This window comes from Bacillus sp. BB51/4, assembly GCF_008368845.1.
Classification (GTDB): Bacteria; Bacillota; Bacilli; order Bacillales; family Bacillaceae_G; genus Bacillus_A; species Bacillus_A wiedmannii.
In genome coordinates this window covers 30,520-51,783 of record NZ_QOSC01000021.1, presented here as the reverse complement: position 1 = coordinate 51,783, position 21,264 = coordinate 30,520, and the positions used below count along the sequence as shown (strand labels likewise).

Here is a 21,264-nt window from a genome sequence, read left to right as displayed (position 1 = left end):
TAGAACACCTAGCTAAAGCAAAGGAATTCGTACATAGATTAGTTGACATTTATGTAGGTTTCATCCATTTTCAAAGATAGTTTTTCTTTTTTGTTTTATTTTTCAAAAATCACGAATGAAATTTCCGTATTCACGAACTCAGCACATAATGGTTGTTAGATGAATTGACATACCACGTCCCTTTAGAATTTCAGGCATATTACGATAACTTAAAGAAAAAAATAATAGTAGCAAATGGCTACTATTATTTTTCTTAAACTATTTTTCTTTAAAATATCACATCTGTCATGTTCCTTATTTGCTTTCCCAGAATTTATTCTAGTTAAAAAAACCTTGCATCAGAACACATATTGTTCTGATGCAAGGTTCGCTGCAATATAAAATACACGACAGTAAGGGCAAGACATAAAATGTGATTTCAAAAGAAACATATGTATATGTGAAGTAAGGTAAAAGAGGGGCTGCTCATAATCAGTAGCCCTTCTTTATAACGTTATTTTGCAGGGAAATGTTCAAATATACGTTATATATCATATTCCTCTTTTTCGGAAGAGCAACAAGAACATCTAGCTTAAAAATTTTCACAACAGAGCCAGATAACGTGTTAAAGTATTAATTACTGTGCATGTAAAGATAAAAAAGAGCCTTACAAAAAGATGTTTGTAATAGTTTAGCTTATACGATTTTAGGGGATTAATAGCATTTTGTGCCGTTATTATTAACCTAATTTCCAAGAAAAAGAGGTGAATGTAGGATGACTAAACCTTTTAAAAAAAATAGTCGTTATATGGTTGGATTGGACAGTCTAAGGGGCCTAGCTATACTAGGTGTTATTTTGTATCATATTAATTTTAATTGGATGCCTGGAGGATTTTTAGGAGTTACTGTATTTTTTGTACTTTCAGGTTATTTAATTACAGATATTCTAGCCATAGAGTGGAAGAGAAATAAGAGAATTGATTTAAAAAAATTCTGGCTTAGTAGGGCAAGGAGATTGCTTCCAGGAATGCTTGTTATGCTCGTTATAACGTTGGCATGGATTACGGTTTTTCATAGCTCTTTACTTGAAAAAATGCGCGGAGATTCATTAGCGGCATTATTTTATGTTAGTAACTGGTGGTATATTTATCATAAATTATCGTACTTTGATAATTTTAACCAGCTTTCTCCATTGAATCATTTTTGGTCGTTAGCAGTTGAGGAACAATTCTACGTTGTTTGGCCGTTTATTATTAGTTTAGGGCTTTACTACATAAAAAAACAATCCCGTATGATTTTATTAATTTGTCTGGCAGCCGTTGCTTCAGCTTTAGCGATGGCAATTTTGTATGAACCTGGAGCTGATCCGAGCAGAATATATTATGGTACAGATACGAGGGCCTTTTCCTTACTTATCGGAGCGGTACTTGCCTTAGTTTGGCCAAGCAATAGGCTTGCAAATAAAATTATCCCAAAGGCGCGTTTCATTCTTGATGTAGTGGGGGGCATTGCCCTTATTATTATTTTGGTTATGTTTTGGAAAACCAATCAATATGATCCATTTCTATACAAGGGAGGAATGGTTCTCTTATCAATTGCAACAGCATTGTTAGTGGCAAATCTAGCTCATCCAGCTAGTCGTATTGCTCAATTTTTACGATTTAGACCTTTACGTTGGATAGGGATAAGATCGTATGGCATATACCTCTGGCATTATCCAATTCTTACATTGACGACTCCAAAGGTAAATGCTGGGGATTTTTCACTAATAAGAGCAATCCTTCAATTTCTTTTGATTATATTGATTGCGCAAATTTCATGGAAGTTTATTGAAAAACCAATCCGAGAAGGAACGCTCCGGAACATTCAGTTTAAGAATTTAAGAATTCAAAATGTCACTTTAGGTGTTAAATTAGCTTTAATTTGTACATTATTCGTTTCGTCGATAGCAGTCGTAGGATTATCAAAAGCTAGTAAGGCTAAGGAGAATTCTCAACAAGATAAGGTGGAAGTAGCACAAACACAACCGGCGCCACATCCAGTTGCAGTTTGGGAAAATCCAAATCAAGAGACGCCTCAAAAACAAGGGGAATCAAGAGAAGTAAATTCTGCGCAACCTAAAAGTTCACTCACAGTTACTGCGATAGGCGATTCCGTTATGATTGATATTACTCCGTATTTAAAAAATACTTTTTCTGATATTAGGATTGATGCGCAAATTGGTCGCCAGCTGTCAAAAGCGATTCCGGTAGTTGAACAGTTAAAATATGAAGGGAATTTAGGAAACTATGTCATTATTGGATTAGGTACAAATGGAGCCTTTACTACTGAGCAACTTGTTTCATTAATAAAAGTAATTGGAAACGAACGTAAAATCATATTTATTAATACGAGAGTACCACGTCCGTGGGAATCAATCGTGAATGAGAGACTGAAAGTAACGGCATCTGAATATCCGAATGTAACTCTAGTTGATTGGTATGCAGCAAGTGCTGGAAAGAAAGACTACTTTGCACCTGACGGTGTGCATTTAACCAAAGTAGGTGCAGAAGCATACGCAGCACTTGTAGCCAAAGCGGTGAAGCAATAATTAACTATGTTTTATTAACTTCTGTTGGGTAAGGAAATGGTTCTGAGTATGAGGTGCCACTCTGAGGTTTAATTACAATTCAAAAAAGAATATTATTCATGTTTTTCTAATCTACGATTTAGAGTGGCCTGACTCACTCTTGTAATTTGACATGAAATATAGGCGAACTTGAAAAGAAAGAAAAGGACTAGAAGAGGCTACAAAGGATACAAAATATGAAGTTGAAATATTAGGAAGAGGCTCTGCAGGTGGAAGCACTGCAAATACATTAAAAGAGCAACAAGTAATAAAAAAGTTAATTCAAATCCATAAAGTATAGTTCTAACGAGAATACCAATGACAGATCCTCGTTGGCCCAAAGAAGGCGACTGGGTGAAAATGAAAACTTGTCTTCATGGTAGCCAGCAGAATTGTTTGAAGTATCGAACCCTTTACAACCTTTAGAATGGTATTTTGCGGATCATAAACATAGTAAAGCGACAACAATAGAATATATATGGGGTTATAAAGAATTAGCTTTAAATTATAGACATGCTCTTGGTTTAATAGAAAGGGAGAATAAGGATATTGCAATATTTTTAAAGCGAAAAGCCGAAATTGAGGAATTAGAAGAATTGTAATAGTGAAGGAATTGATTAATTTATAAAAAACGTAGGAATAAAATATTCCTACGTTTTTTGTACATAACATTTAAAAAAACACCTTATTTTTGGGGGATTTGAAGGTTCTAATGGAAGATTTCCTGGTTTTCGATTTGAATCAATATGATACTATTTACATGTACTGTCATGTAGGGAATTATATTTTTTGCACCTAAACTGTTTGTAATAATTGTAGGATTTTCTGTTTTTTTGTCGAATATATCTTTAATGCAAGGAGGGACATTACATGATTATTAAAGACTATTTCATCAATCTTTCTATTTTTTCTTTATTAGTTAGCGCAGCGATATTTATTCAAGTGTTTTTGATTCATTCCAGGCGATATTTCGAAAAATTCTATGGAGGGATTATTGCAGTTACTTTGATGCTCTTTTCTTTTCCATACATGGGATTTTCCTACGATCTTCGAGTTGTTCCTCTTATTCTATCTTTTATTTACTTTGGTCGCATTGCTGGCTTGATTACACTAATTAGCATAATTATAATGCGTATCTTTTTCATTGGTGGGTATTGGGAGCCACCTGTGATTGCATATTTAAGTATGAGTGTTCTATTTTCTACTATTAAAACATATTCTAAAAACCTTCAGCCTTTTAAAAGTGCATCTTTATATTTTTCTGTTTTTGTCGGAATAAAGTGGTTAGTTGGTGTATTCTTTAATACTACGTTACTTTACTCTGGAGGTTTATTATATATAGCGTTAGGACTTTTAATTGGGCTATTTCTTATGGAAGCCTACCAGAGATTATATTATTTAACACAGGACTTATCTAAAATGAATCGGGAATTAAAAAAATCAAAGCAAGAACTTACAGATACCGTACATGAGCTTCAAGGAGGGATTTTTAAATTTAAAAAAGTGGGTAAGCACTTTATACACACTTTATGTGATGGACAGTTTTATTATCAAAAAGGATTTTACTCTGAACAGGTGGTAGGGAAAAGCTTACGGACTATTGATGCCTCTATTGTTCCACCACATTTAGTTTCACAATTGATGAAGTATTATCTTCAGGCATGGGAAGGGAAAGAAATTATATTCGAATTACCCTGGCCAGATGATAAAACAATTATTCTTATTGCACTTAGGCCGATTAAACGAAATGGACAAGTTATTGAAGTTGTTGGTTCTACAGTCGATATAACCGAAAGAAAAAAGGTAGAATCAGAATTAAGAGCTACCAAAGAATTACTAGAATCATTTATAAAGCATAATGTAGATGCTATTACCATTTCTGATCGAGAAGGGCATATTTTACAAGCAAATAAAGCTTATGAAAAGATATTTGGATGGTCATTAGAAGAAATCATAGGTAAGAGATTACCCTGTGTACCAGATTTCTTAATGGAAGAATCACTCAAAAATATCCAGAAAATTCTAACAGGAGAATCCGTAGTTACTAGATTAGAAACTGTTAGACGACGTAACGATGGAAGTCTTCTTGATGTCAGTCTGACAGTTTCTCCTATATTAGACGTAAGAGGAAATATGATAGCTTTATCTGCAATATGTAGAGACATCTCTGAAAGAAAACAAGCAGAAAGAGAGCGACATCGATTACATCAACAATTAAAAGATAGTGAAATGAAGTACCGTGCACTAATCGAACAAGCAACTGATGCAGTATATGTAGTAGAGCTGAATGAAAATTATGTTCCCAGTCGATTCATTGAGGTAAACCCTGTTGGTTGTAAAAGATTTGGATATAGTAGAGATGAGCTGCTCTCGTTACCATTTCCAAATGTAGTACCACAAGATTCTAAAATGATTGTAAGGTTGTTAGAAAAAATTAGAGAGGGACAAACTTCCTTCACTTTGCAAGATGAATATGCTTTTCCAACAGGAAAAATAATAACAACTGAGTTTAGTGTCCGTGTTTTTAACTTAAATGGTAAAAAGGTTTTCCTGAGTATTTCTCGTGATATCACTGAACGGCTAAAAACAGAAGAATTACTACGGAAATCTGAAAAACTTGCTGTCGTAGGACAATTAGCGACTGCAATGGCTCATGAAATTAATAATCCATTAACCGCAATGAAAGGGTTTATGCAATTACTAAAATCAACGGAAACTGAGAATAATCAGGGGTATATAAATATAGTATCATCAGAGATTGAGCGTATAGAAAGTATTACTAATGAATTTATGGCGGTAGCCAAACCACAGGTGTTAAAGATACAACCTAATGATATTAGTGTGCTAATGGATCAAGTTTTAATGCTACTGCAACCTCAAGCAATGATGAATAATATAAAAATTAGAATTGATTTTACACCTGGTATTCCATTGATTCCATGTGAAGGAAATCAATTAAAACAAGTATTTGTTAATATTATAAAAAATGCAATTGAATCCATGCCAACAGGAGGAGAAATTTTGATTCAATTTGATAAACTTGATAATAATCAAATAAGGATTCGCTTTATCGATCAAGGATGTGGGATTCCAAAAGAACGTATACCATATTTAGGAGAACCTTTTTACAGTATTAAGGAAGAGGGAATCGGCTTAGGATTAATGGTATGTTATAAAATTATTGAAACACACCAGGGGAAGGTATTTATTGAGAGTGAAGTGAATAAGGGAACTATAGTTGAAGTCACTCTTCCAATTTGCACACTTCAAAATTAATATATTCTTTTACTGAAATTTTATAAATTAGTAAGCAGTTAGCTTTGGCTAGCTGCTTTTTTGTATATATTGTAATCGATTCTTCATATTACGGCTTTTTAATGTTTCATATATAGATTTTAAAAACTCTGTAAGTGTTTTGTAACATTTACGAGAGACTTTTTTAACAGTTATGAGAGAGAAAAGAAAGATTTGTTATATATGATGAAATTAATCTTACTAGTAGGTGTTCTAATTGACCTAGAAACCAAGGAGGAAAAATAACAATGAAACAATTGAAGCCAGCAATTAGTGTATTAGGTAGTGTATCGATGGCACTGACTTTAGCATCTCCTGCTTTAGCAGATGTAAAACAACCGAATCCAGGAGGTACAGTTGAAATATTCAAAGAGAATGCAAATGTAAAAAAAGAAGATAAGAATTTCACGCTCGGATCTGATGGGGAAATAGGTTCACTCATTACACAAAACATTGAAATGGCAAACAACGATTGGGATAAAGATGGTATTTCTAACGACTTAGAGATGAATGGATATAAAATTGAATTCAATTCACAAACTGGAAAAAATGAAGCGAAAGCATGGGATCCCGAGAAGGATAAAGGGAAACCAAAATTTATATCGAATCCTATGAATGCAAATACGGATGGTGATCCTTTTACTGATATGTATGAGGTTGAGAATTATAACAACGATTCTGATACTAATTTCAATCCGATAGTTGCCAACATGCCGAATTTGCAAATTGGTGTCAAACGAATTGAAGTAATTCCTATTGCAACCATTACGGATAATAATGGCGGATCAGTTAGCAGAGGATGGGAAAAAAGTGTATCTACACAACATTCATTTAATGTAGGTTTAAGTGGTTCAGGTGGTGTAGAAGGCTCAGCAGCCGGTCCTGTTCCTTCCGGAAGTGTTTCAGCAAATGTGGGATACGGATATTCAAAAACAACTACGGAAACGGAGAGTTATACAAATAATTTTGATTGGTCTACTGCAACAACTGTGGATACAGCGAACGCAGCAAAATTACGGGTACATTTGGAATATAAGAATGTAGGAACAGCATCCGCTGAAAATGTTTCGCCTCATTTTAATATTCGTTTAGGAAACAAAATTATTAATACTGTAAAGGCAACACAAGATCGTTATAAAGCAAACTATTTAAGTACAGAAAAAGGTGGACGGAATAAAACAGAAGTAGTAATTGACAGTTTAGAAGGACAAGCAGATGCGAATATTGTCTTATCTTTGGATGAATTGAAAGCTGTTGAACAAGGGGAACTTCTTTCGATTGAAGTTTTACCTACAAGTACAATGGATTTATCTATTGAAAAAGGTGAAGAAATTATGCATTTGGGGGATTCAGGGAGATATGAGTCTAGAGTAAATGCAGCTACTGAACAATTAGAAACAGATATAGGAAATATACCAAAGTTTAGGGTATATACTCCTAAAGACAAATCCATTGCTGATAAGCCAGTTTTATCCTATAACGAAGTTTTTCAACATGTAAATATAGATACGAAAAAAGTAAATCATATTGTAAACAAGGCTAAAAGTACTAATAACGTATCAGTGGTTTCAGCTAATAATGGAACTGATGCATTGAACGATTTAAAAGCGGGACAGGGAGATCGCGGTTATTTATATAAAGACTCTGTACACGGTGCTTTTGCAAAACTACAGCAACCAACATTAGTAGAAGGTAGTTATGATTCTGTGACGCAAAAGATTAGGGCAACAATTTTACCTGGTTTATTTGATGTGAGTAAAGAGATTCCTACTATTTATAGTAAGAAATGGAATGCTCCGTCACAAACAGTAACACTAGTTAAACGTGAGAATGGATTTACATATGAGTCTAGAGAAAATATACACCCTATTAAATCTGAAATTGCTGCGCACAGAAAAGTTACATTTGAAATCAATGACGCACACAATCTAACCCCTACACAAAAGATTGATACTGAAATTAAAGCTAATAAAGAATTTGAAGATTATGTAGTAGATAATTCAGGTGAATTTGTTACAGAAGGGGTTCCTTATACCGTAGCTTCATATGGAAATACAGCTTATTGGGGAAGTCATCATGCCGGGAATAAATGGGAGTATCTTTGGGCTGAAAAATCTAGCGATGAAAAAGTGAATGTAATTATTGAAAGAGTAGGTCAACCTAAACCTGGAAAACCAATTAAAAAGGATGAAGAGGTATTAATTAAATTTCGAAATCCTATTTATTCAGATTATGCATATTTAAAACTTCAAGATAGTTATATCCATTTAGATCAAAAACAGAACGCAAGTACTTTTAAATTTAATCATGCATATCCAAAGAATTTCACTGGATACCATAAGCAATGGAACATACTATCTAATGGTAACAAGTTAAAGGTAGGATATTTAATCGATTATATGAAATATGGTAATGGAGAGAATGGGACTGATACTATAGCATGGAATCTATCAAGAGTTCAGTAATAGGTAACAGTTCTGTTACTAAGTTTGAAAAGAGGACCGGAAATGAATTGAATCCGAAAAGTTAGATACAATAATTTAGGTTACTAATAAGGAATGAGTTCGATGTTGAATCGGACTCATTCCTTTTAATTTATATAATTTAGTAACTACTATTTTAAATACCTATCTAGTCATATAAGTAATCAAATGTTAAGATTACTATCTGTATTACAAAATTTATTTTCTGAATTTTCATTGGATAATAGAAAAAAAAATTTTGTGTTATTGGTGAAAAAGAAGCGAGGATAGTATATGAAGAAAAGAATTTTAATCGTAGAAGATGAAGAAAATATTCGAGAAGTATGCAAACGGTATTTAGAAAGAGAAGAATATGAAGTTTATACCGCTGTAAATGGTAAAGAAGGTTGGGATTTATTTCTTACACATCAACCAGATTTAATTATATTAGATTTGATGATGCCAAAAAAAGATGGATGGGAATTATGCGAGGAAATTCGTCAACAGTCAAATGTCCCTATTATTATGTTAACTGCTAAGGGAGAGGAAAGGGATCGAATTTTAGGCTTAACAATGGGGGCTGATGATTATTTAACAAAGCCATTTTCCCCCCGTGAATTAGTATTAAGGGTTCAAATTATACTAAGAAGAGGAAGCCATGTACCAATACAAGCGAAAGAGTCTCTATTGGAAGTGATAGAGTTTCCAGATTTAAAAATATATCCAAAGACAAGATATGTACTTGTTTGTGATAAGGAAGTGGAGTTAACGGTGAAAGAGTTTGAGGTACTTTATCTCATGGCAAAGCATCCAAAACAAGTATTTTCTCGCTCGCAGCTTCTTGAATTAATTTGGGATTTTGGACATGAAGGGGCATCAAACACAGTTACCGTGTTAGTGAGTCGTTTACGTGAAAAGCTCGAAAAGCATACGATAAAGAATCGTTGGATTCATACGGTTTGGGGTATAGGATATCGCTTTGAGCCAAATGGAGGAAATGAAACATGAGATTACGTATTCAATTGTTACTCATGAATCTATTAAGTACCAGTATTATGGTAATTGCTATATGGTATAGTGAGACCAAAATGTTACTTGAACCGGAACAAACGCGGTTATTAACAGTAATTGCATTTGTGGCATTCATTATTTCAACGTTTATTTATTGGTTAATGACACGTCCTATCATGAGATCTATACAAAATTTAATAAAATTGACGAAACAATTTAGTGATAGACACTTTGAAACGATGTATATAATTGGGCAAGAACCACGTGAGTTTAAAGAATTGGCAACAGCCTTTCAACAGATGGCAAAAAAATTAGAAGAAGGGTTTACTAAGTTAGAGGAACAAGAAAACTCTCGTAAGGAGCTAATTACCAATATCTCACACGACTTACGAACACCTATGGCTAGTATGCAAATGATGATAGAAGCATTACAAGATAACCTGATTGAAGATCCTGAAATGAAAAAGCAATACTTAGCAACGGTTTTAAAAGAAATAGAAAGATTAAATGGATTAATTAACGACTTATTTGATCTTTCAAAGTTAGAGTTTGAGCAAGTAGATTTTCACCCAAGTTTCACACATTTAGATAAAGTTCTATTAGATGTATTAGAGTCACATTCTGTCTTATTAGGAGACAAACAAATCCATGTGCAATTGGATGTCCCTGATACATTACCTCGGCTTTTGATTATGCCCTGTAAAATTGAAAGGGTCATAGGTAATTTATTACATAATGCAATTCGATATTCTCCTATCTCTGGAACAATTGAATTGACTGTAGTGGAAAATAAACCAACTCAACAGGTCCAATTCACTATGCGGGATGAAGGAATGGGAATTTCTCCAAATGATCAATTACGTGTATTTGAACGTTTTTTTAGAACAGATCGATCAAGAAGTTCACAATCTGGAGGTTCCGGACTTGGATTAGCTATTGCAAAATCATTGATTGAAATGCACAAAGGGGAAATTGGCGTAAGGAATCGCGCAGATGGTAAGCAGGGAAGTGAATTTTGGTTCACTCTTCCCATCACATCAGTAAAAAAATAAGATGCTGAAAGACTTTTGTAACATTTACGTTAGAAAAATGAAAGACCTTCTTGTTAACATACTACTACACAGTATGTTACAGGAGGTTTTTTACTTTATGAAAAGAAAATATGTATGGCTTATAGGTGGTTTAATAATTGTATTGGGGATTTTATGGTCATTGTTCCGACCAGAGAAATTATTTATTGATAAGCGTGTAAATGAATCATTGCCACAAGCAGAGATACAATCAACTGAAGTAAGGCAACAAAGTGATCGAGTAATAAGGGAAGGTCAGTTTCAAAACGGTGTCCATGAAACAACTGGAACGGCAAAAATTCACCAATTAGCGGATGGAAAACGTGTTTTACGACTTTCTAATTTTGCAACATCAAATGGGCCAGATGTACGAGTTGTATTAGTTCCTACAAATCGTTTGAAAAATAATGAAGACGTAAAAAACTATCAGTATATTGAATTAGGAAAATTAAAGGGAAATAAAGGAGACCAAAACTACGAAATTCCTGAAGGGATAGATGTAAGTGAATATGGTTCGGTTTCTGTTTGGTGTAAAAGATTTAATGAAAACTTTGGTGCGGTTTATTTTAATAATTAAATATGAACTTAAAATTTCCTCTTACAGGCGAAATTCATATGGGTTATGGTAAAAGCTACAGCGGACTTAGTTGCTAAGAAGGGCACTCATAAGAGTGTCTTTTTCATATTTCTCAATTTTTGTATATTTTAGTGCAATTGGACGTTTACGAAGAGATTTTATTCGTGCATAAATAATTTTAAGAGTATGCCAGGAAATCTTTGATTTATCAAGAAAAATTAAATTTAAACTGTATTATATACAGAAGCCACTTGAGGGGTGTTAAGATGCCAAATTTCTCATTTTGGGGTAGTTGCTTTTCATAGCTAGATGACTATGTATCGGTACCCCATAAGAAAAAGGCAGGAACATATCAAATATGTTCCTGCCTTTTTTTAAGTTTAACATGTATAACCTAAATATAAATGTATTGAGGTCTTCTTTATTTATTATTTTTTAAACCGCAAATGAACAAACTTCAACATCTTTATTACGTTTACAACTCGCATCATAATACGTGTACTACCATCCCAATCTTTATTTGTAGGTATACCTTTAAAGAAAGGGGAGCAGCTTAATATTTTTATGTTTGAAGACCATTTTTCTATTGATTTTGGATTGTTTACATAAAAATACATCATCGCGCCGTTATTGCCAGATTTTTTTACAGTTGCATTCGAAAGGTTCAGTGCGAATTTTGATTCAGCATCAAAATATAGCTCTCCTCCAGGAAAACGTTTTGACATAGCAACTATGATCTCTTTTAAATCTTCTTCTTTAAAGTAATAAAATACACCTGCTGATATAAAAAGAATACCGTCGTTTGGATCATATCTTATATCGTCAAACCAAGAAGTATCAAAAAATGATTTAGCGATACTAATATTCCTTGGTGTATCTTCAATTAAAGTCTTGCGAAAAGAGATTGCATCGGGTAAATCAAGGTTATACCAATGTATTGTACCGTTATCAATTCTTGAAAAAGTAGTATCTAGTCCTGAACCGATATTTACTATAGTGGCGTTCGGGTGTTTTCCTATAAATTGTTTTATCGTATCATCAATTTTTCGTGCACGAGTAATGTATGTGATACATCCGTATTCGCCAAATGTATTTGCTATTGTTGAGAAGTCAAAATCGCATTCTTTAATTATTCGAATAGCCTCTGTATCATCTAAAATATCCTTATTTTTCTCACTGCCATATGCTCGTCCCCATAGGGGAATAAGCATCGTACCTTGTACTGATTGTAAATCTAACTCTTTAACCATGAAACATCCTCCGTTGCATAATAAAACAATATATTTAGTCGTTATTTAACATTTTTGAGAGCATTGTATTTGTTTTATATAGTCCGTAAGTTAAATCCCGCCTATCTTCTTCGGATAATTGTTCGAGGTTTACTGTGAAATTTTTATAAATTTGTTTCCATCTCTCATAATGTACCTTTTCAGCTTTTTCTGTCAGAGAAATTAATACAGCTCTTTTATCTACCGTATCTTGCTTTTTTACAATATATCCGTTTTGTTCTAAGTTACGTACAGTTATACTTAATTGTTGCTTAGGAATGTTTAAATAACTAGCAATCATCTTTGAATTTACAGGTACTTTTTGCTGGGCGATATACTCTACTACGTGTTGTTCTAAATGTGTAAATTCAGAGGATTTTTCTGATAGTAATTTGAAAGTACCTGACATATTTAATAATAAATTCATGTATTCGTTTAATAATTCTTTATGGGACATTATTTTCGCTTCCTTTTTGGATTTAGTCATTATTTTATTACTAATTTAGCTATAAATCAAATGTTTAAACTTATTATAGTAAATTAACATTTACTAATTTGTTATTTTGAGATTATGTGAACTAAAGAAGAGGAGGATGAGAAGTGATTTTAGAAAAGACGAATATGGCCAAAAATAAAATATTACTAAATATATATAAGTAATGAATGCAATGTCTTTTTCAGTTATTATGTTGTAAATAATTTTATGATAAAATCTTTTACATAATGAAATAAAGGGGTAGTGTTCTATGGGTTATTTCTCAAATGGTTTATTAGTTTTGTTTGTTCTTATCGTCTGTAGCTGTATGATTTTTGGTTGATAATATAATAATAGATTTTTATAAAAGAAGTTAACTGAGGTGAGGTTAACTTCTTTTTATTTTATGTTGAGTAGGAATTTTATTATTTTTATGGAAGTTTATTTAAATTAATTTCATATTAATAAGGGTAATTTTATAAAATACAAACAAACGAAGGAATAAGGGGTATTTACATGAATAATAGAATAAATTACACAATTAAACACCCATCAGATTTCAATGGATTATTAAGCTTATATGAATCTTTAGAATGGAATTCTCTTAATTTAACGCTGAATGAATTGGAACAAATGTGTAAACAAAGTTGGTATGTAATTTATGCTTTTGATGATAAAGAGTTAGTGGGGATGGGGCGTATTATATCAGATGGTGTAATAACAGGCGTTATTTGTGGTGTATGTGTATCGCCAAAGTTTCAGTCCATTGGTATTGGAAAAGAAATCGTAGAACGATTAATCCAGCACTGTGAACAAAACAAGGTTATTCCCCAACTTATGTGTGTGGAAAAATTGCAATCTTATTACGAATCTATTGGGTTTGAGACATTCTCTATTGGGATGACAAAACATATTAAAAGATAGTGTGGCTTTATATTTTCAGTGTACTTGTGCATATTTTCAATAAAGGAGACTGACTATATGGAGATTGCTAAAGGGGTAGAAATGTTACAACTTGAGTTTCAAGAATTTATTATTCACCCAATTCTTTTATGGGATGATGAAATGGCAGTGTTAATAGATACTGGTTTCCCTGGACAATTTGAAGACATACAAGTAGAGATGGAAAGAGTAGGGATACCCGTTGATAAGCTAAATGTTTTGATTTTAACGCATCAGGATATAGATCATATAGGTAGCCTTCCTGATTTGTTGAAGAATGGTGTAAGCGATATTAAAGTTTATGCGCACGAGCTAGATAAGCCATATATTGAGGGAGAGTTACCTTTATTGAAAGATGGAAATGTAGAGAATCCACCAAAAGGAAAAGTTAGTAATACGGTGATAGATGGGCAAGAACTTCCGTATTGCGGCGGGATACAAATTCTACATACCCCAGGACACACTCCAGGTCATATTAGTTTATATTTGAAACAAAGTAAAACCCTTATTGCAGGAGACTCGATGTATAGCGTGAATGGAAAGTTAGGAGGAATTCACGCCCCAACAACTTTAAATGTTAAGGAAGCACAACAGTCTTTGAAGAAGTATTTAAATCTAGATATTGAATCGGTAGTTTGTTACCATGGGGGATTAAGTAAGGAGAATATAAAGATTCAAATTCAAAATTTGTAAAAGTTGAAGAGGAATTTTTTGTTAAACTGTGCTGAAGTATAATCTATTTAATATGAATGACCTAACCATGTCTCAACAATAAAAAGAAACGATTTCTTTTGCTAATTTATCTATATTTGAAGGGAAATCATTATGGCTCTCATCCTTAAAATGCCCCATTGATAATAAAGAAACGAAAGCGTAAGCAGCAAATGTAGCATTTCCTTTCGGGATTTCTCCAAGTTGCATCGCGTTATCGAGTGCTTTTTCTAATACTTCATACATGTTGTCTTCAGCGTCTTTTAATTCTTTCAATTGTTCTTCAGATAATGATAGTTTTGCATCTTTCATAAAATTCTTCATATCAATATCCATCGTTGCGTGTAAGTAGACTTTAGCGAAGTCCAATAATCTTTCTTTTAAAGTCTTATTTGTAGAAAGGATTTGAGACATATTCTCGCGTATACGTACCATCATTTGAATCATAGTAGCGGTAAATAAATCTGCTTTTGTTGAATAGTAATAGTAGACGGTTGCTTTCGTCACACCACAAACTTTTGCAACTTCATCCATGGAAACGACTTGATAATTTTGAGTAAGAAATAGCCGAGTTGCAACTTCCAAAATGGTTTCTTTTGTAGACTTTGTATTTTTATTTTGACGAGGCCTTCCGAGAGGACGTTGTTTTTGTTCCAAATCCATTCGCTCCTGACATGTATTGTTGAGATAATTATAACACAAAGTTTTATTCATTCTTGATTAATTAACCAACCAGTATATATAATTAATGTTAGAGGAAAAAAGGAAGGTGGGTTTTTATGAAAAAGCACCCGTTACATATGTTAGGGAGGCTTGTAGCAGGGAAGCATACACAGTGGATAACTTTATCGGTTTGGATTCTTATTACATTATTACTTTCATTTACATTGCCACAAGTAAACAGTACGAAAGAACCGAATCCGAAAAATTTACCTGAAACAGCTATGTCGCAGCAAGCGGAAGCACTTATGAAAAAAGAGTTTCCGAATAATGCAGGAAATCCTTTGTTAGTAGTATGGTATAGAGATGGTGGATTACAGTCACAGGATTATAAACTCATACAAGACGTTTATAAAGAATTAAAGGCCAGTCCTTTAAAGGAACAATCAACGTTACCACCATTTGATACAATTCCGGAACAAGTATTATCAAAAAGTGCATCAAAAGATGGTACATCATTTGTTACACCAGTATTCTTTAACAAGGCTGCTGGAACAGATATATTAAAAGGAAATCTTGATGATTTAAGAAACATAGTGAATAGTAAGGTCGATGAAGATCCATTTAAACAAAAAATAAGTGATTCTGGTTTACATGTTCGATTATCTGGACCTGTAGGCATTCAAACAGATGCAGTTAGTTTATTTAGTCAAGCAGATGTGAAATTATTAATTGCCACTGTACTACTCGTATTAGTCCTATTAATTTTACTGTACCGTTCACCAATTTTAGCAATTTTACCTTTACTTGTTGTGGGCTTTGCATACGGTATTATTAGTCCTACACTCGGTTTTTTAGCTGATCACGGATGGATTAAAGTAGATGCCCAAGCGATATCAATTATGACAGTATTATTGTTTGGTGCTGGAACGGACTATTGTCTATTTTTAATTTCGAGATATAGAGAGTACTTGCTAGAGGAAGAAAGTAAATATAAAGCATTGCAACTTGCAATTAAAGCTTCTGGCGGAGCAATTATAATGAGTGCGTTAACTGTTGTACTTGGATTAGGAACATTATTACTCGCTCATTACGGTGCCTTTCATCGATTTGCGGTACCATTTAGTGTTGCTGTATTCATAATGGGAATTGCTGCTTTAACAATTTTACCAGCGTTATTATTAATTTTCGGTAGAACTGCATTCTTCCCATTTATACCGAGAACAACTTCAATGAATGAGGAATTTGCAAGAAAGAAAAAGAAAGTCGTAAAAGTTAAAAAATCAAAAGGTGCCTTTAGTGAAAAACTTGGAGATGTTGTAGTACGAAGACCGTGGACAATAATTATGCTCACTGTATTTGTTTTAAGTGGATTGGCTTCATTTGTACCACGTATTCAATACACATATGACTTATTAGAATCGTTTCCGAAAGATATGCCTTCACGTGAAGGGTTTACGTTAATTAGTGATCATTTTTCAGCTGGGGAACTAGCACAAGTAAAAGTTGTTGTTGATACGAAAAGAAAAGAGCTTCCTATTAAAGAAGAACTAGAGAAATTTTCTTTTGTAAATACAGTAAAAGACCCAAAAGAGGGTAAAGAAAATAAGCAAATACAAATGTATGAGGTTTCTTTAGCTGAAAATCCATACTCAATTGAAGCGTTAGATCAAATCCCTAAATTGAAAAGTAGTGTAGAAAAAGTATTAAAAGATGCTGGGATTAATAATGTTGAAGATCAATTGTGGATTGGTGGAGAAACAGCGTCACTATATGACACAAAACAAATTACGGAACGTGATGAAGCAGTTATCATTCCAGTAATGATTAGTATTATAGCTTTATTATTACTTGTTTACTTACGATCTATTGTCGCGATGATTTATTTAATTGTAACTGTTGTATTATCGTTCTTCTCGGCACTAGGAGCAGGATGGCTATTACTTCATTATGGTATGGGAGCGCCAGCCATTCAAGGTGCGATACCGTTGTATGCATTCGTATTTCTAGTTGCTTTAGGTGAAGATTATAATATCTTTATGGTTTCTGAAATATGGAAAAACAGAAAGACACAAAATCACTTGGATGCAGTAAAAAATGGCGTTATACAAACAGGTAGTGTCATTACATCAGCAGGTTTAATTTTAGCAGGAACTTTTGCAGTGTTAGGTACACTTCCAATTCAAGTTCTTGTTCAATTTGGTATCGTAACTGCAATTGGTGTACTACTAGATACCTTTATTGTTAGACCATTACTTGTACCTGCGATTACGGTCGTTTTAGGACGCTTTGCTTTTTGGCCAGGAAAACTTTCAAGAAAAAGTGAAGAAGTACAAAAGGTGGATGCATAGTTAAGAAAGCCAAGGATACTTTCCTTGGCTTTCTTCTATGTAGTTTATTAATTTTTTGAAGTCAAATCATCAGTTACAGCATGATCAGCATCTTCAATAGCAGTTTCTGGCATTCCGTATAAGCCATTCATTGCTTGTTCTTCTACATTAAGGTTTACAGTATTATTATTTTGAATAGGTGTATTGTTTGCGATAGCATTATCTTTTTTATTTACATTTTTGTCATTCATGTTTGAATCCTCCAAACGTCAGTTGATTTATTAATAGTATGTGGTTGGATTCCAAGAAATATGTGAATGGATTTTTGCAGATGTTATATAATTAAATAAAAACTTGAGGATAAATTTAAATTGTAAGGAGTGAAAAGTTGTGGTGAGAACAAGAAAGTTAGCCTTCTAAAATAAAATGAAATTTTAGGAGGCTATTACAATGAGGTTTCATATAATTGACAGAGAAAATTGGAATAGAGAGCAGTATTTTGAACATTATTTAAAGTTGAAATGTACGTTTAGTATGACTGTGAATGTTGATATTACGAGGTTATTAAAGGAATTACATCAAAAGGGAATAAAATTTTATCCCGTTTTTATATATTTAATTTCTAGAGTATTAAATAATCATAAAGAATTTCGAACATGTTTTAATGATGAAGGAGTTTTAGGTTATTGGGAGGAAATGACACCAAGTTATACAATCTTCCATAAAGATGATAAATCTTTTTCAAGTATATGGACGGATTATTCTAGTGATTTCCACATTTTCTATAAAAATTATGAAGAAGATATGAGATGCTATGCTAATGTTCATGGTCTCTTCACGAAAGAGAATATTCCGCCAAATACTTTTCCTATTTCTAGTATACCTTGGGCTAGTTTTACTGGATTTAATCTAAATATTAATAATGATGGTGATTTTCTATTACCGATAATAACTTGTGGGAAATATTTTAATGAAGAGAATAAGGTTATACTACCAGTTTCATTACAAGTCCATCATTCGGTTTGTGATGGGTATCATGCGAGTCGATTCCTAGAGGATTTACAGGAGTTAAGTAATAGTTGCAACGAGTGGCTAAAGTAATATCTAATTTTTAATAATATACAATTAAAAATAAATAAAAGAAGAGAACATGTTTATATTGCATGTTCTCTATTTTATTCATTAATATTGAGTTACAGTGGAAAATATAGGTTGATTTGTAGTTTAATAGTAAATAAGATAATTGATTTTAATTTTCTTTATTTTATAACTATACCGTTCATAAAACTTATTATTTTGTAACAATGAAGGGGAAAACAAAAATGACGATAATCTGTATAGAAAAAGCTACAATTTTAGATGCTGAAAAGTTAACAGAAATAATGACACGAACATTTAATGAAGAAGCAAAACATTGGCTAAGCGATCAAGGTGATGTAATTGACTATAACATTCAACCACCAGGTTATTCTTCAGTTGAAATGATGAAATATTCGATTGAAGAACTCGATTCTTTTAATGTGATAATGGATAAAGAAATAATCGGGGGTATTATAGTTACGATCTCTGGTAAGTCATACGGTCGAATTGATCGTATTTTTGTTGATCCTAATTATCAAGGAAAAGGGATTGGATCACATGTTATTAAATTAATAGAGGCGGAATATCCGAACATAAGGATTTGGGATCTCGAAACATCTAGTAGACAAATTAATAATCATCATTTTTATAAAAAAATGGGCTATGAAATAATTTTCAAATCTGAAGATGAGTATTGTTATGTAAAAAGAATAACTGTAGAGTCAGCTAAAGAGAACCTGATTAAAAATAATGATATGAAAAATAACCAATATGAAAACTGTAATCTAACAAATACAGAATATTATCAAGTAAATTTAAAAAATAGTGCATTTGTTGGTAGTAATATAATGCATATGAATATGAGTAATTGTAATGTGAGTCAATCAAAGTTTAGAAATATAAATTTTAAAAGTTCTTTATATGCCGATTTAAATCTTTCCGGTAGTAAATTTTCTTTTGTGACTTTAGGTGGAGTTCATTTTAAAGATACAAACCTTGGAGAAGGTAAACATCCTATTTCATTTAATAGATGTGATTTGGAAGGTAGTACGATATGTAATAGTAATCTAAAAAATATGGAAATAGAAAATTGTGATATAACCGGTATGACAATAGATGGTGTTCCAATTGAAAAGCTGCTGGAGTTATATAATAAAGTAAAAAGTTAACCTGCATTAATGTAGATAAGCTGTTCATAAATTGGATGTTATACTGAAATGATTATGTAAAAATAACATAAAGAAATATAGAAGAGAAGGGGTTTCACCCAGGGGTCTAGAATGAATATGTATTGTTATGAATATGGAGGGGAGAAAATATGGAGATCAAACTAAGAGCGGTAGAAATACAAGATGCTAGAGCAATTCATCGTATATGCATACAAGATGATGTTTTACCTTATATGGTTTTCTTACCTAGTATGCGTGTAGATGCGATGGAAAATAGAATTCGTAATTTAGCGCCAAATCAATTTGAATTTGTTGCAGAGTATGATGGAAAAGTTGTCGGATTTGTTGGATTAACCCAAAGCCCAGGACGTAGATCTCATTCGGGGGATTTGTTTATGGGGGTAGATAGTGAATATCATAATAAAGGCATTGGGAAAGCACTTCTTACAAAAATGCTTGATTTGGCTGATAATTGGTTAATGTTAGAGCGAGTAGAGCTTGGTGTTTTAGCAACGAATCCGAAAGCGAAATCGCTATATGAAAAATTTGGATTTGTAGAAGAGGGAATAAAAGTAGGGAATTTGAAGGCTCACGGAAAGTTTATTAATGAAATTATGATGAGTCGTTTTAGACCTGATGGTTTAATCATACATAATGGATAGTGAAAAGCATGACATTATACTGTCATGCTTTTTATTTGTTAGTTGTTGTTAGGCAGTTTTGGTTGCACTAAAAATAATGCTAAGCCAATAAAAATAACTGTAATGCCTAGTCCTTGTTGTAAAGAAATAGTCTCATTTAATATAAAGTACGCTAGTATACAAGTTCCAATCGTTTCTCCTAAAATGCTCATAGAGATAACTGTAGCACTCATCCATTTTAATAACCAATTGAATATTGTTTGACCTAAAATCGTAGCAATGAAAGCTAAGCCGATAAAGCACAACCAAGTTTGTGTAGAGTAATGGATGAAAGATTCTTGCTGCATGTAGGCAAATATACCGAGAAAACAGGCGCTACTTCCATAACTAATTACCGAATACGGTATAAGTGATAAATCTTTACGAACATGTTGGCTAATGAAAAAGTAAGCGGTAATAATTCCGGCCGCAATAAAGGCTAAAATATCTCCGTATAATGCTTCTCTGCTAATTTGGAAGTCTTGCCATCCGATGACGATACTTCCTGAAATAGCGATGAGGCAACCAATAACCGCTCCTTTCGTAAATCTCTCTTTAAATAGAAAGTAACCACCAATCATTGAAAATAAAGGTTGTAACGTTACGATAACTGTAGAACTCGCTACAGAAGTATATTGTAATGATTCAAACCATAGTACATAATGTGCAGCTAAAAATAGCCCGGATATGAATCCGAATCCCCATTGTCTTCTTGTTACTGTTTTTAGCTCGTTTCGATTATTTTTATTAAATAGTAATAACGGTAATAGAATCAGTGCAGCAAAGAATAATCGATAAAAAGCAATGATAGCCGCAGGAGCATCTGCCAATTTTACGAAAATTGCTGAAGTTGATAGGGCGAATACGCCGAAAAATAAGATGCAATATGAAAGAATAGGCGATTTCACAGTTTGTCCCTCCGATACAATGTTTATTATAATAAAATTA

General features: G+C 32.9%; 17 protein-coding genes and 2 pseudogenes. 13 read left to right on the top strand and 6 right to left on the bottom strand.

Annotated features, from left to right (window positions below; translation table 11 throughout):
- Nucleotides 1–98: 98 nt before the first annotated feature.
- Nucleotides 99–275 (bottom strand): annotated as a pseudogene (locus DN392_RS30985) (IS6 family transposase); the annotation flags it as partial.
- A gap of 479 nt (nucleotides 276–754) precedes the next feature.
- On the opposite strand from DN392_RS30985, the gene DN392_RS26445 reads away from it, so the two are divergent.
- The 7 genes and pseudogenes from DN392_RS26445 (at nucleotide 755) to DN392_RS26415 (ending at nucleotide 11,001) form a co-directional block, all read left to right on the top strand.
- Complete coding sequence (locus DN392_RS26445) at nucleotides 755–2,569, top strand: acyltransferase family protein (protein ID WP_048566440.1); 1,815 nt, start codon at nucleotides 755–757, stop codon at nucleotides 2,567–2,569.
- A 368-nt stretch (nucleotides 2,570–2,937) separates the two neighbouring features.
- Nucleotides 2,938–3,189: pseudogene (locus DN392_RS26440) on the top strand (hypothetical protein); the annotation flags it as partial.
- 268 nt (nucleotides 3,190–3,457) lie between these two features.
- Nucleotides 3,458–5,863: a PAS domain S-box protein gene (locus DN392_RS26435; protein WP_048566439.1), complete on the top strand. Its 2,406-nt coding sequence runs from the start codon at nucleotides 3,458–3,460 to the stop codon at nucleotides 5,861–5,863.
- A gap of 266 nt (nucleotides 5,864–6,129) precedes the next feature.
- The gene (locus tag DN392_RS26430) at nucleotides 6,130–8,346 is read left to right on the top strand and encodes a binary toxin-like calcium binding domain-containing protein (RefSeq protein WP_000811544.1); all 2,217 of its coding nucleotides are present in this window, start codon (nucleotides 6,130–6,132) and stop codon (nucleotides 8,344–8,346) included.
- Between the two features lie 291 nt (nucleotides 8,347–8,637).
- Complete coding sequence (locus DN392_RS26425) at nucleotides 8,638–9,351, top strand: response regulator transcription factor (protein ID WP_000746049.1); 714 nt, start codon at nucleotides 8,638–8,640, stop codon at nucleotides 9,349–9,351.
- Nucleotides 9,348–10,406 (top strand): sensor histidine kinase, encoded by a 1,059-nt coding sequence (locus DN392_RS26420; RefSeq protein WP_001239402.1) that lies wholly within the window; start codon nucleotides 9,348–9,350, stop codon nucleotides 10,404–10,406. Before DN392_RS26425 ends, DN392_RS26420 begins: the two co-directional genes overlap by 4 nt.
- 97 nt (nucleotides 10,407–10,503) lie before the next feature.
- Nucleotides 10,504–11,001, top strand: coding sequence for a DM13 domain-containing protein (locus DN392_RS26415; RefSeq protein ID WP_000824738.1), 498 nt, complete (start codon nucleotides 10,504–10,506; stop codon nucleotides 10,999–11,001).
- A 428-nt stretch (nucleotides 11,002–11,429) separates the two neighbouring features.
- Here the strand turns inward: DN392_RS26415 and DN392_RS26410 are convergent, their stop codons facing one another.
- Both DN392_RS26410 and DN392_RS26405 read right to left on the bottom strand, forming a co-directional pair.
- Complete coding sequence (locus DN392_RS26410; RefSeq protein ID WP_048566438.1) at nucleotides 11,430–12,251, bottom strand: class I SAM-dependent methyltransferase; 822 nt, start codon at nucleotides 12,249–12,251, stop codon at nucleotides 11,430–11,432.
- 34 nt (nucleotides 12,252–12,285) lie between these two features.
- Nucleotides 12,286–12,726 carry a MarR family winged helix-turn-helix transcriptional regulator gene (locus DN392_RS26405; protein ID WP_000018440.1) on the bottom strand — a complete coding sequence of 147 codons (441 nt, stop codon included), beginning with the start codon at nucleotides 12,724–12,726 and terminating at the stop codon, nucleotides 12,286–12,288.
- Nucleotides 12,727–13,260: 534 nt separating this feature from the next.
- Here DN392_RS26405 and DN392_RS26400 point away from each other — a divergent pair.
- Complete coding sequence (locus DN392_RS26400; RefSeq protein ID WP_001065227.1) at nucleotides 13,261–13,668, top strand: GNAT family N-acetyltransferase; 408 nt, start codon at nucleotides 13,261–13,263, stop codon at nucleotides 13,666–13,668.
- Nucleotides 13,669–13,725: 57 nt separating this feature from the next.
- Nucleotides 13,726–14,379, top strand: a complete 654-nt coding sequence (locus DN392_RS26395; protein WP_071742604.1) for an MBL fold metallo-hydrolase — start codon at nucleotides 13,726–13,728, stop codon at nucleotides 14,377–14,379.
- Between the two features lie 72 nt (nucleotides 14,380–14,451).
- Here DN392_RS26395 and DN392_RS26390 read toward each other — a convergent pair whose 3' ends face one another.
- Nucleotides 14,452–15,060 (bottom strand): TetR/AcrR family transcriptional regulator, encoded by a 609-nt coding sequence (locus DN392_RS26390; protein ID WP_149238116.1) that lies wholly within the window; start codon nucleotides 15,058–15,060, stop codon nucleotides 14,452–14,454.
- Between the two features lie 116 nt (nucleotides 15,061–15,176).
- On the opposite strand from DN392_RS26390, the gene DN392_RS26385 reads away from it, so the two are divergent.
- Nucleotides 15,177–17,408: an MMPL family transporter gene (locus tag DN392_RS26385; protein ID WP_071742603.1), complete on the top strand. Its 2,232-nt coding sequence runs from the start codon at nucleotides 15,177–15,179 to the stop codon at nucleotides 17,406–17,408.
- A 47-nt stretch (nucleotides 17,409–17,455) separates the two neighbouring features.
- On the opposite strand, the gene DN392_RS26380 is transcribed toward DN392_RS26385, so the two are convergent.
- Complete coding sequence (locus tag DN392_RS26380) at nucleotides 17,456–17,638, bottom strand: DUF4021 domain-containing protein (protein WP_000998381.1); 183 nt, start codon at nucleotides 17,636–17,638, stop codon at nucleotides 17,456–17,458.
- A 199-nt stretch (nucleotides 17,639–17,837) separates the two neighbouring features.
- On the opposite strand from DN392_RS26380, the gene catA reads away from it, so the two are divergent.
- The 3 genes from catA to DN392_RS26365 all read left to right on the top strand — a co-directional run bounded on the left by catA (nucleotide 17,838) and on the right by DN392_RS26365 (nucleotide 20,298).
- Nucleotides 17,838–18,488: a type A chloramphenicol O-acetyltransferase gene (gene catA / locus DN392_RS26375; RefSeq protein WP_048566434.1), complete on the top strand. Its 651-nt coding sequence runs from the start codon at nucleotides 17,838–17,840 to the stop codon at nucleotides 18,486–18,488.
- A 203-nt stretch (nucleotides 18,489–18,691) separates the two neighbouring features.
- On the top strand, nucleotides 18,692–19,636 hold the full coding sequence (locus DN392_RS26370) for a GNAT family N-acetyltransferase (protein ID WP_116891179.1): 945 nt from the start codon (nucleotides 18,692–18,694) through the stop codon (nucleotides 19,634–19,636).
- Between the two features lie 149 nt (nucleotides 19,637–19,785).
- Nucleotides 19,786–20,298 (top strand): GNAT family N-acetyltransferase, encoded by a 513-nt coding sequence (locus DN392_RS26365; RefSeq protein WP_048563037.1) that lies wholly within the window; start codon nucleotides 19,786–19,788, stop codon nucleotides 20,296–20,298.
- Nucleotides 20,299–20,336: 38 nt separating this feature from the next.
- On the opposite strand, the gene DN392_RS26360 is transcribed toward DN392_RS26365, so the two are convergent.
- On the bottom strand, nucleotides 20,337–21,224 hold the full coding sequence (locus tag DN392_RS26360) for a DMT family transporter (protein WP_048566432.1): 888 nt from the start codon (nucleotides 21,222–21,224) through the stop codon (nucleotides 20,337–20,339).
- Nucleotides 21,225–21,264 lie beyond the last annotated feature (40 nt).